Below are 13901 nucleotides of genomic sequence, written 5' to 3' on the forward strand. Positions count from 1 at the left end.
ACCCTATTGCGGTCCCGTCTTGATGCGGCCGCCCTTGTCGACGGTAACGTCGACGATTTCGCTTCCCCGCTTCGCCTTCGCGCGCCAGACGCCCATGCTGTCGCGCGACAGGCCAACCACGTCGGTATAGCCCATCCGCTCGATCTTCGAACGGATGACGTCGGAGTCGGTCGTCCTCGCTTCGGAGGTGATGGGCTTGACGGAAAGCGGCGTATCAGCCGGCCTTTGACTGGTCTGCGCAAGAGCCATGCCTGTCGCCATCACGATCACTGTGGATATTGGAAGCGCCTTCATGGGGGCTCCTGGGATATTCCACAGAACGCTCCGACACAGGTGCTTGTTGCATCGAGAGACGACAAAGCATCGAGCGGCGGCTCGAATTGCGCGACGCCTGACGCACGTCATCGTCTTCCGGACCGCGGGCGTCCCGCCCGCTCGTGATCATGAGCGGCGGGACGCCCGCGGTCCGGAAGAGGATCGCATCCGGCAACCTACGCCGTCTTCTCGGTCTTCAGCCCCAGCTTGCTGATCGTCTGCTCGCGCATCACGAACTTCTGGATCTTGCCGGTGATGGTCATCGGGAATTCGCCGACGAACTCGATGTAGCGCGGGATCTTGTAGTGGGCGATCTGGCCCTTGCAGAATTCGCGGATCTCGTCGGCGGTTGCCTGCTTGCCGTCGTGCAGCTTGATCCAGGCGCAGATTTCCTCGCCGTAGCGCGGGTCGGGCACACCGATCACCTGGACGTCCTGGATCTTTGGATGGCGATAGAGGAACTCCTCTATCTCGCGCGGGTAGACGTTCTCGCCACCGCGGATCACCATGTCCTTCAGCCGGCCGACGATGTTGACGTAGCCCTGCTCGTCCATGGTCGCGAGGTCGCCCGTGTGCATCCAGCCGGCCTCGTCGATCGCCTCGCGCGTCTTGTCCTCGTCGTTCCAGTAGCCCTTCATGACCGAGTATCCGCGGGTGCAGAACTCGCCGGTCTCGCCGCGCGGCACCGCCTTGCCCTCGGCGTCGACGATCTTGATCTCGATGTGCGGCAGCACCTGGCCGACCGTCGAGACGCGCCGCTCGACCGGATCGTCGGTCGCGCACTGGGTCGACACCGGCGAGGTCTCGGTCATGCCGTAGGCGATGGTGACCTCGCTCATGTTCATCTGGCTCTGCACCTTCTTCATCACCTCGATCGGGCAGGGCGAGCCCGCCATGATGCCGGTGCGCAGGCTCTTGAGGTCGAACTTGGCGAACTCGGGATGGTCGAGCTGGGCGATGAACATGGTCGGCACGCCATAAAGCGCGGTGCAGCGCTCCTCGGCCACGGTCTGCAGCGTCGCCAGTGGATCGAACGCCTCGGCCGGATAGACCATGGTCGAGCCATGCGTGAGGCAGCCGAGATTGCCCATCACCATGCCGAAGCAGTGATAGAGCGGCACGGGGATGCACAGCCGGTCCTCGGGCGTGAACTTGAGGCCGCCGGCGACGAAATAGCCGTTGTTCAGGATGTTGTGATGGCTGAGCGTCGCACCCTTGGGATGCCCCGTGGTGCCCGAGGTGAACTGGATGTTGATCGCGTCGTCGAACTGCAGCTTGGGGCCGAGATCGGCGAGCTTCATCTTCTCCGCATTGCCGCCGGCGCCGGCAACGTCGTCGAAATTGAGCATGCCGGGCGTCTTCTCGCGGCCGAGCCGGATGACGTGCTTCAAGAGCGGCAGCTTGCCTGCCTTCACCAGCTCGGAGGCGATCTCGAGATAGTTCGAGGTCTTGAGCGCCGGCGCCAGAACCAGCGCCTTGCACTCGACCTTGTTCATCGCATACTCGAGCTCGGCGCGCCGGTAGGCCGGATTGACGTTGACCAGCACCAGCCCGGCCTTGGCGGTGGCGAACTGGACCAGCGCCCATTCCGAGTTGTTGGGCGACCAGATGCCGACGCGATCGCCGCGCTCCAGCCCGAGGGTCATCAGCCCGGCGGCCAGGTCGTCGACCCTCCGGCCGAGCTCGCCCCAGCTCCAGCGCACGTTCTGGTGCCGCACCACCAGCGCCTCACGCTCGCGATGGGTCTCGACGATGCGGTCGAAGAACGCGCCGATCGTCTCGCCGATCAGCTTCTTGGTCGATACGCCGTGATCGTAGGATATCTGGGTCATGGGAGCGGACCTTAGAGCGCTTCCCGATTGGATGGAACCGCCTGCGGTTCTCTTCGCCCGGCGAGGCCATCGCCTTCAGCCAATACACCGTCATCCCGACCGGAGCCGAGCCAAGCGAGGCGCAGTGGAGGGACCTGTCTTGTCGCGGCATCGACGATAAGAGGTCCCTCGGCTGCGCCGCCAATGGCGCTGTAAACAGCGCCCAAGCGGGCGGCTCCGCTCGGGGCGACGAAGAAAATGGCACTTCCGAATGCCCCAGCCTCTCTCGGGATTTCGCCCGTTGCGGGCTGGCTGCTGCCCGAGCGGCAGGCCATCTTCCTCAATTGTTGCGCGGCGGCTTGCTGCCGGGAATGGGCTCGCCGGAATCGCGCTCCCGGACGGCCTGGTGGAAGCCTGCTTCCTCGGCCCGCTGCTTGAACCAGATCCCCTCCGGCGAATGCCGGGTCATGCCATCGAACAGGGTGGCCAGCGTCTGGGTGGTGCGCAGGCCCATGTTGTCGAAGGCGCTGTTGATGGCGGTCTTCTGCATCCACAGCTGGTTCTTCGGCACGCCTTTCATGCGGTCGACCAGGCGCTGGACCGCGGCGTCGAGCTCGCCCGCCGGCACCGCCTGGGTCACCAACCCGATGCGCTCGGCCTCGCGGCCGTCGATCAGGTCGCCGGTCAGCAGCAGCCGCTTGGCCCGTTCGGCGCCGACGCGATAGACCCACATCATGGTCGTCGGGCAGCCCCACACGCGAGCCGGCGGATAGCCGATCCGGGCATCCTCGGCCATGACCACCAGATCGCAGCTCAACGCAATATCGGTGCCACCGGCCACGGCATAGCCATGCACCTTGCAGATCGTGGGCTTGTAGGAGCGCCACAGTGCCTGGAAGCACTGGGTGTTGTGGTCCATCAGCTGGAAGTCGATGAACGGGTCCCACGGCATCTCCTGGCTGCCGCCGGTGCCGCGCGGCTGCTCGGCAGCGTTCTTCAGGTCGTAGCCGGCGCAGAAGGCGCGGCCGGCGCCTTGCATCACGATGACGTGGACGAGGTCATCGCGGTTGGCCTCGGCGACGGCGGCGCGGATCTCGTCCGGCATGCCGCGCGTAATGGCGTTGAGCCGCTCGGGCCGATTCAGGGTGATGGTGGCGACGCGGTCGACGCGGGCGTAGGTCAGAGTTTCGTAGGCCAAGGGATTTTCCTCCTGCGCCCGAGTTAATCTCGCGCAAGCGGGGGGCGGCAAGCGGCTAGGGTGCCGGCCCATGAAGCTCCCGTTCAGCACCGTCGACGTCTTCACCGACCGCCGCTTCGGCGGCAATCCGCTGGCCGTCGTCACCGATGGTCGCGGCCTTTCGACCGAGCAGATGCAGGCGATCGCCGCCGAATTCAATCTCGCTGAGACCACCTTCGTCCTGCCGGCGAAGGATGCCCGGCACACCGCCGAGGTCCGCATCTTCACACCCAAGGCCGAGATGCCGTTCGCCGGCCATCCCAATGTCGGAACGGCCTTCGTGCTGGCGCGCGCCGGCGAGTGCCATGGCCGCAAGCTTGCGGGCGACCGCCTGGTGTTCGAGGAGAAGGCCGGCTTGGTGACCATGGATCTGACGTACGAGGGCGGCGCCGTCGTGGCCACCCGCCTCGCCGCCCCGGTGCCGCTCACCCTGGGCGAGGAATATCCGGTCGAGCTGGTCGCCGAGGCCTGCTCGCTCGAGCCGGCCGACATCCGCGTCGACACGCACCGGCCGCGCATCGCCTCGTGTGGCATCCCGCTGATCTTCGTCGAGCTCGCGTCGCGCGATGCGCTCAAATCGGCAGCGCCGCGCGGCGACGTCTTCGTTCGTCATCTGCCGCGCGATCGCGTCACCGGCATCCATCTCTACGTCCCGGCCAGGGAGCATGGCGTCGAGATCCAGTCGCGCATGTTCGCCCCCTTGCATGGCATCCCCGAGGATCCCGCGACCGGGGGCGCCAACGTCGCCCTGATCGGCCTGCTGGCCCACTACCGGCCCGAGCCCGACCTCACGCTCGCCAAGACGATCGGCCAGGGCTTCGACATGGGCCGTCCCAGCATCCTGGAGGCGGCCGCCGAGAAGAAGGCCGGAAAGGTCGCCACGACCTACATCGGCGGCCGCTGCGTGCCGATGATGCGCGGAACGATCGAGGTCTGATTCGGCGGTCACACGAACACCGGAACCAGCGAGAGCACCAGCAGCCCGGCCATCGACCCGTTGAAGGCAAGGCGGGCGCGCCGACTCGCGAGGAAGCGGGCGATCGCCGACCCGAACCCCGCCCACGCGACGACCGAGGCAAAGCAGGCCACGGCCAGCACGGTGGCGATCACCGAGGTCTGCAGCAGCATGTCGCCGCCCATGGTGGTGAAGGCGGCCAGTGCGCCCACCGTCGTCACCCAGCCCTTGGGATTGACCCAGGTGAACAGCATCGCTTCGACGAAATTGATCGGCCGTGCCCGCGCGCCGCCATCGCCCTTCGCATCGGCGCGGGCGATGCGCCACGCGAGGTAGAGCAGATAGATCGCACCCAGGTACTTGAGAACGAGGTGCAGACGCGGTTCGGCGCGGAACAGCCCGGCAAGGCCGAGGCCCGCGGCCATGATCATGATGCCGAAGCCGAGCGTGATGCCCAGGATTTGCGGAATCGTGCGCCGGAATCCGAAGTTCGCCGCCGATGCCGTCACCATGACGACGTTCGGTCCGGGGGTCAGGCACATGGCGGCGGCGAAGAGAATCAGCGGGCCAAGCAGATCGTGCATGGCGCCGCATGATGGGCACGAAAGACTCGGCCGCAACTACGTGGGAGATACAGAACCTTCTCCTCCCCGGCGAATTTTGGGAGGTGTCGCGTCTTCACGGACCTGCCTTCGCCGAAGCGACGCCGCTTCGGCTTCGCGCAGGCAGGCGGAGGGGTCATGGCTGATGCGGACCGCGGGCGTCTCGCCCGCTCATGCTCATGATCATGAGCGGGCGAGACGCCCGCGGTCCGCATCAGCCATGACCCCTCCGTCGCGTAAGACGCGACACCTCCCCACTTCGTGGGGAAGAATCAACCCAGCGGCAGGGCGGTGCCCTGCTTCACCGGGCGCAGCGCGAACGAGCTTCTGATCTGGGCGATGCCGGGAATCTTGGTGAAGTCCATGACGAAGCGTTCGTACGCTTCGAGGTCGGGCACGACGACGCGCAGCAGGTAGTCGCTGTCGCCGGTCATCAGGTAGCATTCCATGACCTCGGGCCGCGCCGCGGCGGCGCGTTCGAAGGCCTGCAGCGCCTTCTCGACCTGGGTGGTGAGCGACACGCTCATGAAGACGTTGACCGACAGCCCGACCGACTTGGCATCGAGCTGCGCGGTGTAGCCCTTGATCACGCCCGCCTCCTCCAGCGCCTTGACGCGGCGCCAGCACGGCGAGGAGGACAAGCCGACCTGCTGGGCGAGGTCGGTATTGCTCAGCCGGCCGTCGCGCTGCAGACGGTCGAGAATGCGACGGTCGATGGCGTCCAGGTCGATCATTGCGCAAAATCGCCATTTTCTGGGGAAACCTGCCCTATACAGCCTCCTGCGAGGCTCAAACGCAAGGACCTTTCGCGCCACAAGGCGTATGCCTGCGCAATGACCACTATTGTCCCCGTGCAGCGCCTGCGGTTCCTGCGCGAGCTCGAGCGCAAGGTGCTGTGGCTCAGCGCCTGGACCATCCATCACGCCAATCACCTGCGGCCCAACCGCGACGGGCTGAAGGTCGGCGGCCACCAGGCCTCGTGCGCCTCGCTCGCCACGGTGATGACGGCGCTCTATTTCTCGGTGCTGCGGCCGGAGGATCGAGTGGCCGTGAAACCGCATGCCTCGCCGGTGTTCCACGCCATCCAGTACCTGTTCGGCCACCAGACGCGCGACAAGCTCGAACGCTTCCGCGCACTGGGTGGCGCGCAATCCTACCCGTCGCGCACCAAGGATGCCGACGACGTCGATTTCTCGACCGGTTCGGTCGGCCTCGGCGTCGCCATGACCCTGTTCTCCTCGCTGGTGCAGGACTACGTGCGGCTGAAGGCGCTTGGCGACGGCAACAGGCCGACCGGCCGCATGGTAGCGCTGGTCGGCGACGCCGAGCTCGACGAAGGCAACATATTCGAGGCCCTGCTCGAAGGCTGGAAGCACGACGTCCGGAACCTGTGGTGGGTGATCGACTACAATCGCCAGAGTCTCGACGGCGTGGTCAACGACCGCCTGTTCGGCCGCATCGGCGAGATGTTCGAGCTGGTCGGCTGGCGCATCGTCACCTTGAAATACGGCAAGCTCCTGGAAGCGGCCTTCGCCCAGCCGGACGGCGAGCAGCTGCGGCAATGGATCGACGCCTGCCCCAACTCGCTCTACTCGGCGCTGGTGTTCATGGGCGGCGCCGGCTGGCGCGAGGCGCTGACGCGCGATCTCAACCAGTATCCCGGCGTCCGCCGCATCCTCGACCAGCACGACGATGCCGCCCTGCACAGGCTGATGACCAACCTCGCCGGCAATGACATGCAGGCCGTGCTCGATGCCTTCGAAGATGTCGACGACGATCGGCCGACCTGTTTCATCGCCTACACGATCAAGGGCCAGGGCCTGCCGTTCGCCGGCCACAAGGACAATCACTCCGGCCTGATGACGCTCGACCAGATGGCGGGCTTCAAGAAGGGCATGCGAATCGAGGACGGGCAGGAATGGGACAAGTTCGCCGGTCTGTCGGCCAGCGCCCAGGAGCTGCAGGCCTTCCTCGACGCCGCCCCCTTCAATGCCGTCGGCCGGCGGCGCACCGAGGCCCCGGTGGTCGAGATACCGGCGGCGCTGCCGCGGCCCAGCGATCGAAAGTCGAGCACGCAGGAAGGCTTCGGCAAGATCCTGAACGCCATAGCCGCCGAGGACGGCGAGCTCGCACGACGCATCGTCACCACCTCGCCCGACGTCACCGTATCGACCAATCTCGGCCCGTGGGTGAACCGGCGCGGCCTGTGGGCGCATACCGAGGCAGAGGACGTGTTCCGCGAACTCAAGGTCGTGTCGGCCCAGCTGTGGCGCAAGACGCCGCGTGGCCAGCATCTCGAGCTCGGCATCGCCGAGAACAACCTCTTCATCCAGCTGGCGGCGATGGGGCTCAGCCATCAGCTGTTCGGCGCCCGCCTGCTGCCGATCGGCACGCTCTACGACCCGTTCATCGCCCGCGGCCTCGATGCGCTGAACTACGCCTGCTACCAGGATGCGCGCTTCATGATCGTGGCGACGCCGTCGGGCACGACCCTGGCGCCGGAAGGCGGTGCGCACCAGAGCATCCACACGCCGCTGATCGGCATCGGCCAGCCCGGGCTGCTCAGCTACGAGCCGGCTTACGTCGACGAGCTCGCCGTGCTGATGCGCCACGGGCTCGCCTACATGCAGCAGGCCGATGGCGGCTCGGTCTATCTGCGCCTGTCGACCCGAAGCCTGGCGCAGCCGGCGCGCACGCTGTCGCCGCAGCAGGAGGTCGACATCGTTGCCGGCGGCTACTGGTACGCGCCGCCCGAGCCGGGGGCCGAGATCGCCATCGTCGCCATGGGCGCCGTCACGCCGGAAGCGATCGCCGCGCACGAGAGCGTGGTGCGCGATTTCGCCGGCGCCGGCCTGCTGGTGCTGACCTCGCCCGATCGCCTGCACGCCGACTGGCTCGGCGCCCAGCGCAAGCGCGGCCGCACGGTCGGCCGCCTCGAGCCGGCCGACAGCGCGGTCGAACGGCTGCTGGCGCCCCTGTCGCGCGACGCCCGCCTGGTCACGGTGATGGACGGCCATCCCCTGGCGCTGTCGTGGCTGGGCTCGGTGCGCGGCCAGCGGGCGGTGCCGCTCGGCATCGAGAGCTTCGGACAGTCGGGCGACATTCCCGACCTCTACCGCGCCTATCGCATCGACACGGCCGCAATCATCGACGCGGTGGCGCGCGCGATTGCTTGACGCGAACGCCGGGAGGCTCGACACATCTTCTATCCTCCCCGTAATCGGGGGAGGTGGCCCGCAGGGCCGGAGGGGAAGGCCTCGATCGAGATGTCTGAAGGTCCGACGTCGAAATGCGAAGCATCTCGACTGTGGCTTTCCCCCTCCGCCCCCTTGCGGGGGCACCTCCCCCGATTGCGGGGGAGGTGGGGCAGCTTGCGAGGCGAAGACGTGAAGGTCGACGGCACCCACTACCGCACCATCTGGCTCGGCGGCGACGGCACGACCGTGCAGGTGATCGACCAGACCCTGCTGCCGCACCAATTCGAGGTGCGCGAGTGGCGGACCATGGAGGATGCCGAGCGCGGCATCCGCACCATGATCGTGCGTGGCGCGCCTTTAATCGGCGCCGCCGCCGCCTACGGCATGGCCCTTGCGATGGCGAAGGATGCATCCGATGCCATGCTGACCGAGGCGTACACCAAGCTCATGGCGTCGCGGCCTACCGCGGTCAATCTGCGCTGGGCGCTCGACGACCTGCGCGCCCTGCTCGCCCCGCTGCCGACCGGCCGGCGGCGCGAGGCGGCCTATCGCCGCGCCGCCGAGATCTGCGACGAGGATGCCGGGATCTGCCACAGCATCGGCCGGCACGGGCTGGAGCTGATCCGCCGGCTGAAGCCGCGCGGCGATCGCCTTCAGGCGCTGACTCACTGCAATGCCGGCTGGCTCGCCACCGTGGACTGGGGCACGGCGCTGTCGCCGATCTACCAGGCACATGATGCCGGCATTCCGATCCATGTCTGGGTCGACGAGACGCGGCCGCGCAACCAGGGCGCCAGCCTCACCGCCTGGGAGCTGGCGCGGCACGGCGTGCCGCACACCGTGATCGCCGACAATGCCGGCGGCCACCTGATGCAGCATGGCAAGGTCGATTTCTGCATCGTCGGCACCGACCGCACGACGCGCCGCGGCGACGTCTGCAACAAGATCGGCACCTACCTGAAGGCCCTGGCGGCGCACGACAACGGCGTGCCGTTCTATGTCGGCGCGCCCTCGCCCAGCATCGACTGGACGATCGCCGACGGCCAGCGCGACATCCCGATCGAGGAACGACATGCCGACGAGGTCGGCCGCATCACCGGCCGCACCGCCTCGGGCGAGGTCGTGACGGTCGACGTGCTGCCCGAGGGCAGCGCCGCCTCCAACCCGGCGTTCGACGTGACGCCGGCCCGGCTGGTCACCAACCTGATCACCGAGCGCGGCGTGTGCGCCGCCAGCGAAGCGGGCCTGCTGTCGCTCTACCCGGAAAGGTCGCTGGCGGCGTGATTTTCTCGCCCGCCGTCCGGGCGACGATCGGCCTCGGCTTCACGCAGATCGTGGGTTGGGGCACCACCTTCCTGATGCCCTCGGTGCTGGGCCGCCATATCGGGGACGCGCTCGGCCTGCCGAGCGAGATCGTGTTCGGCGGCATCACCGTGATGTTCGCCGTCGGTGCGATCTTCGCGCCGCGCGTCGGCCGGCTGATCGATCGTACCGGCGCACGCACCCTCATGGCGGCAGGCTCGGTGCTCTACGCGCTGTCGCTGGCCGCGCTCGCGCTGTCGCAGGGCATGACGACCTATCTTCTGTGCTGGGCCGGCCTTGGCGTCGCCTCGACCCTGGCGCTCAGCACGCCGGCCAGCGTCGCGCTTGCCCAGGTGACCGGCCCCGGCGCGCGCCGGGCGATCGCCCTGCTGGCCATCATCGGCGGCTTCGCCTCGACCGTGTTCTGGCCGCTGTCGGGCGCTCTCGACCTGGCCGTCGGCTGGCGCGGCACGCTGCTGGCCTATGCGGCGATCCACCTTTTCGCCTGCGCGCCGGTTCACCTCATGGTGCTGCCGCGCCGACCGCCGGTCCATCACGCGACGGGAGCCACAACCGCAGCGTCGAGCGGCGTCCCGCCGGAGGTGCACTCGCGCGCCTTCCTGCTGCTGACGCTGACGCTCGCCAGCGGCGCCTTCGTCTTCACCGGTGCGATGGTGCACATGATCGAGATCCTGCGCGGCCTCGGCCATGCGCCAGCTTCGGCGGTGCTGCTGGCCTCGATGATCGGCCCGGCCCAGGTCACCGTCCGCATCTTCGAGCTGCTGTTCGGCCATCGCTACTCGATCATGCGCTCGGCCGTGTTCGGGTCGGCCATGCTGACCCTGGGCCTGGGGCTCGCGCTGCTGGCCGGCGGCGATTTCGTCGCGGCCCTGACCTGCATCGCAGCCTACGGCATCGCCAACGGACTGAAGGCGGTGCAGCGCGCCACCCTGCCGCTCGCCCTGTTCGGTCGCGGCCAGTTCGGCACCTACATGGGCCGCCTGGCGCTGCCGCAGGGCATCGTCTCGGCCATCGCGCCGCCCACGATCGCGGCCGTGCTCAGCCTCTACGGCGCGATGGGCGCACTATGGATGTTGCTGGCCGCCGCAACGGTGTCGCTACTGGCCATGGTGCTGCTCGCCCGGCTCGCGCGAACGGTGCGGTAGGGCGAAAGGTTGCATGGAAATGCCGTGCAACGCCCTTCCCGGGGTGGCGTTCTCTGGCCGTCAACAAGGACCAAAGGAGAACGACCATGATCCGCACCACCCTGGCCATCCTCGGCGTGATTGCGGCCGCGGGCGTGGCCCACGCCCAGATGCAGGCACCGAGCACGCCGGAAGGCCGCGATAGCCGCTCCATGCCGGGCGGCACCAGCAACCCGAACACCAACCTGCCCAAGACTTCGCCGAACGCCTCGGCGGGCGAAGCTGCCGCCAAGGCGGCGATCGAGCAGCGCGGTTACAACGGCGTGAGGAGCCTCACGCGCGACACGGCCGGAAACTGGGCCGCCAAGGCGATGCGCGGCAACGTCGAAGTCGCTGTCGTGCTTCAACCGGACGGCACGATCGTCGAGCAGTGACGTTGGACGCGGCTTGCGGACCGCGCGGCTCTCGCGCGGTCCGCAAGACCTCTCGATGACTGCATCTGCCGCACCGTGATGGCGTTGATGCCTCCGGTGCGGCAAAGTCGCGGGCGACAGGAGCAGCTCATGACTTCGCCCGCCGCGGACATCTTCATTCGTTCATCGACCGTCCGCCATGTCGGCTGGCTGGACTTCGACCGGCCGCCGGTCAATGCCTTCACTCGCGCCATGGTCGATCAGACGCACGACGCGATCGCCGCCGCGCTGGCCGATCCGGAGGTGCGCGTGCTGGTCCTGGCGAGCGCGGTCGAGGCCTATTTCAGCGCCGGTGCCGATCTCAACGTCTTCAAGGGCATGAAGCAGGACGGCATGCGGCAGTGGGCGATGCGCTGTCACGACATCGTGCGCCTGCTGCGCGGCTCGCCCAAGCCGCTGCTGGCCGCCATCAACGGCACGGCCGTGGGCGGCGGGCTGGAGATGACCCTGCATTGCGACCTGCGCTTCGCCGCGACCAACGCGCGACTCGGCCAGCCCGAGATCCGCATTGGTTTCATCCCGCCGATCGCCACCACGCAGGCGCTGGCGCGCCTGATCGGCCGGCCGCGCGCGATCCGCTATCTCTACGACGGCGGCCTGGTGCCGGCGAGCGAGGCGCTGGGCTGGGGCCTGGTCGACGAGCTGGTCGAGCCCGCCGCCTTGCGCGACCGCGTGCAAGCCTACGCCGAGGAGCTGGCGGCCAAGTCACCGGCCGCTCTCGCCGCCATCCGGCGCACCGTCACCCTGGGTGGCGGCTTGACCTTCGAGCAAGGCATGGCCTACGAGCTAGAGACGGTGGCCGAGCTCGCCGGCACGCCCGACTTTGCCGAAGGAGTCGACGCCTTCCTCGCCAAGCGCCCTCCAACCTGGCCCAGACCATGACCCAAATCGCCGAGGTCGATTCTCTCGACATCCAGATCGTCGTCGACAACGTCACCGATTCGCTGTCGTCGGTGCCGAGCTTCGTGGAGACCGAGCTCGGCGGCCTTGGGCGGCGGCGCGGCGGCGCCTGGGTACTGGGCGGCAACTGCCTCTGCTGCGCGGCACACGGCCTGTCGTGCCTGCTCACCCTGAGCGCCGGCGGCAAGACCCGCAGCGTGCTGTTCGACAGCGGACCGGAGGATCGCACCTTCGAGCAGAACGTCTCCCGCCTCGGCCTCGATCTCGGTCCGCTCGAGGCGATCGTGCTGAGCCACGGCCATTGGGACCATGCCGGCGCCCTCCTGCGCGCCCTGCAGCTCGCGCGCGACCGCAACGGCGGCCGCGAGGTGCCGTGCTACGTGCACCCCGACATGTTTCGCAGCCGCGCGCTTCGGCTGCCCGACGGGTCGTTCCGGCCGATGGAGGACGTGCCCTCGCCGGCGGCGCTCGCGGCCAACGGCGGCAAGGTGATGTCCTCGCGCGAGGCCCAGACGGCGGCAGGCGGCACGGTGTTCGTGAGCGGCGAGATCCCGCGCCGCAGCGGCTTCGAGATCGGCCTGCCCGGCCAGCATCGTCGCACGGAAGACGGCGGCGGCTGGGAGTTGGACGAGCTCCTGATCGACGAACGGTTCATCGCCGTGAACGTGCGCGGCAAGGGCCTGGTCGTGCTGACCGCGTGCAGCCACGCCGGCGTGATCAACGTGCTCGCCCACGCGCGCGACTGCTTCCCCGGGATCAAGCTGCACGCCGTGCTGGGTGGCCTGCATCTCTCCGGCCCGAACGAGCGCGTCATCCCGCAGACGGTCACGGCGCTCGGTGGCTTCGGCCTCGACGTCATCGCTGCCGGCCACTGCACCGGCTGGCGCGCCATGACCGCGCTCGCCAACGCCTTCGGCGACAGCAAGCTGGTCCCGCTCGCGGTGGGCAAGAAGTTGAGGTTTTGACTCTTCATGCTCCCCGGCTTCGCCGAGGAAGTGTCGCGTCTTACGCGACGGGGTCATGGTCTCTTGGACCGCGGGCGTCCCGCCCGCTCATGAATCTCGGGCGGGCGAGACGCCCGCGGTCCGGAAGACAATGGGTGCTACGCCGCCTCGGCCTTATTCGAGTGGCCGGGATAGTCGGCGTCGAGCACGAAGGGGAACGGACCCTCGTACGTGCCGATCGGCAGGGTGTGGGTCACGAGGCCGGCTGTCGATGACCACAGATGGAGCTGCAGGCCGGGCGGCTCCATCGTGAAGCTCGCGGGGCTTTCGTCGGGAATCAGGTCGAGCGTCACCTGGTGGGCGGTGCTGGGCGCCACCGAGCCGATCGTGCCGGCCCAGCGCACCGTTATCGGGCGGTGGTGATGGCCGCACAACACACGCTCGACGTTGCCGAAGCGGCTCACCACGGCAGCCATGGCCACGCCGTTGCGGCAATTGATGCGATCCATGTCGGCGAGGCCGGCGCCGAACGGCGGATGGTGCATGAAGATCAGGGTCGGCCGGCCCGGCGCCTCGCCGAGCCGCGCCTCCAGCCAGGACAGTCGGGCGGCGCACATCTCGCCATGGCCGTACCCCGGCACCACCGTGTCGAGACCGATCAGGCGAACCGGATGGCCATCGACGGCGTAATGCAGGAAGCCGCCGTCGGTCGGCAGGTAGCCGTCCGGGCCGAACTCGGCGAGGAGCTCGGCCCGGCGATCGTGGTTGCCGGGCACCAGATAGACCGGCATCGACAAGGGATCGAGGATGTCGCGCAGAACCTCGTACTCCTCGGCCAGCCCGCAGTCGGTGAGATCGCCGGTGGCGATCACCAGGTCGGGCTTGCGCGGCAGAGCCTCGAGGGTCGCCACGGCCGCCGCGAGCATCGCGTTTGTGTCGACCCGGCCGTAGGCGAGCCGCCCCCGTGGACGGACATGCATGTCGGTGATCTGGGCGATCATCATGGCACGCTCCCTTTTC

At 68.2% G+C, this 13901-nt stretch carries 13 protein-coding genes; 7 read left to right on the forward strand and 6 right to left on the reverse strand.

The window, feature by feature from the left end:
• Window positions 1–3: 3 nt before the first annotated feature.
• From AB7O82_RS06305 to AB7O82_RS06315, 3 genes are all read right to left on the reverse strand, one after another.
• Window positions 4–261 carry a hypothetical protein gene (locus AB7O82_RS06305; protein WP_428543942.1) on the reverse strand — a complete coding sequence of 86 codons (258 nt, stop codon included), beginning with the start codon at window positions 259–261 and terminating at the stop codon, window positions 4–6.
• 230 nt (window positions 262–491) lie between these two features.
• The gene (locus AB7O82_RS06310; protein WP_428543944.1) at window positions 492–2147 is read right to left on the reverse strand and encodes an AMP-binding protein; all 1656 of its coding nucleotides are present in this window, start codon (window positions 2145–2147) and stop codon (window positions 492–494) included.
• Window positions 2148–2466: 319 nt separating this feature from the next.
• A complete protein-coding gene (locus tag AB7O82_RS06315; RefSeq protein ID WP_428543946.1) occupies window positions 2467–3324 on the reverse strand; it encodes a crotonase/enoyl-CoA hydratase family protein in 858 nt (285 codons plus the stop codon).
• A gap of 70 nt (window positions 3325–3394) precedes the next feature.
• Here AB7O82_RS06315 and AB7O82_RS06320 point away from each other — a divergent pair, with 70 nt between their 5' ends.
• Window positions 3395–4300: a PhzF family phenazine biosynthesis protein gene (locus AB7O82_RS06320; protein ID WP_428543948.1), complete on the forward strand. Its 906-nt coding sequence runs from the start codon at window positions 3395–3397 to the stop codon at window positions 4298–4300.
• 8 nt (window positions 4301–4308) lie between these two features.
• On the opposite strand, the gene AB7O82_RS06325 is transcribed toward AB7O82_RS06320, so the two are convergent.
• The gene (locus AB7O82_RS06325) at window positions 4309–4902 is read right to left on the reverse strand and encodes a LysE family translocator (RefSeq protein WP_428618933.1); all 594 of its coding nucleotides are present in this window, start codon (window positions 4900–4902) and stop codon (window positions 4309–4311) included.
• A 290-nt stretch (window positions 4903–5192) separates the two neighbouring features.
• Complete coding sequence (locus tag AB7O82_RS06330) at window positions 5193–5654, reverse strand: Lrp/AsnC family transcriptional regulator (protein WP_428552593.1); 462 nt, start codon at window positions 5652–5654, stop codon at window positions 5193–5195.
• A 99-nt stretch (window positions 5655–5753) separates the two neighbouring features.
• Between AB7O82_RS06330 and AB7O82_RS06335 the strand changes: the two genes are divergently transcribed.
• The 6 genes from AB7O82_RS06335 (at window position 5754) to AB7O82_RS06360 (ending at window position 12902) form a co-directional block, all read left to right on the forward strand.
• A complete protein-coding gene (locus tag AB7O82_RS06335) occupies window positions 5754–8096 on the forward strand; it encodes a transketolase (protein WP_428552590.1) in 2343 nt (780 codons plus the stop codon).
• A 210-nt stretch (window positions 8097–8306) separates the two neighbouring features.
• A complete protein-coding gene (gene mtnA, locus AB7O82_RS06340; protein ID WP_428552587.1) occupies window positions 8307–9401 on the forward strand; it encodes an S-methyl-5-thioribose-1-phosphate isomerase in 1095 nt (364 codons plus the stop codon).
• The gene (locus tag AB7O82_RS06345; RefSeq protein ID WP_428552585.1) at window positions 9398–10585 is read left to right on the forward strand and encodes an MFS transporter; all 1188 of its coding nucleotides are present in this window, start codon (window positions 9398–9400) and stop codon (window positions 10583–10585) included. The genes mtnA and AB7O82_RS06345 overlap by 4 nt, the downstream gene beginning before the upstream one ends.
• Before the next feature lie 86 nt (window positions 10586–10671).
• Window positions 10672–10998 (forward strand): hypothetical protein, encoded by a 327-nt coding sequence (locus AB7O82_RS06350; protein WP_428552583.1) that lies wholly within the window; start codon window positions 10672–10674, stop codon window positions 10996–10998.
• A gap of 129 nt (window positions 10999–11127) precedes the next feature.
• Window positions 11128–11919: an enoyl-CoA hydratase/isomerase family protein gene (locus AB7O82_RS06355; RefSeq protein WP_428552580.1), complete on the forward strand. Its 792-nt coding sequence runs from the start codon at window positions 11128–11130 to the stop codon at window positions 11917–11919.
• Complete coding sequence (locus AB7O82_RS06360; protein ID WP_428552576.1) at window positions 11916–12902, forward strand: MBL fold metallo-hydrolase; 987 nt, start codon at window positions 11916–11918, stop codon at window positions 12900–12902. Before AB7O82_RS06355 ends, AB7O82_RS06360 begins: the two co-directional genes overlap by 4 nt.
• 137 nt (window positions 12903–13039) lie before the next feature.
• Here AB7O82_RS06360 and AB7O82_RS06365 read toward each other — a convergent pair whose 3' ends face one another.
• Window positions 13040–13885 carry a phosphodiesterase gene (locus AB7O82_RS06365; protein WP_428552573.1) on the reverse strand — a complete coding sequence of 282 codons (846 nt, stop codon included), beginning with the start codon at window positions 13883–13885 and terminating at the stop codon, window positions 13040–13042.
• Window positions 13886–13901: the final 16 nt, after the last annotated feature.

Source organism: Reyranella sp., assembly GCF_050185545.1.
In the GTDB taxonomy this organism is placed as follows: domain Bacteria; phylum Pseudomonadota; class Alphaproteobacteria; order Reyranellales; family Reyranellaceae; genus Reyranella.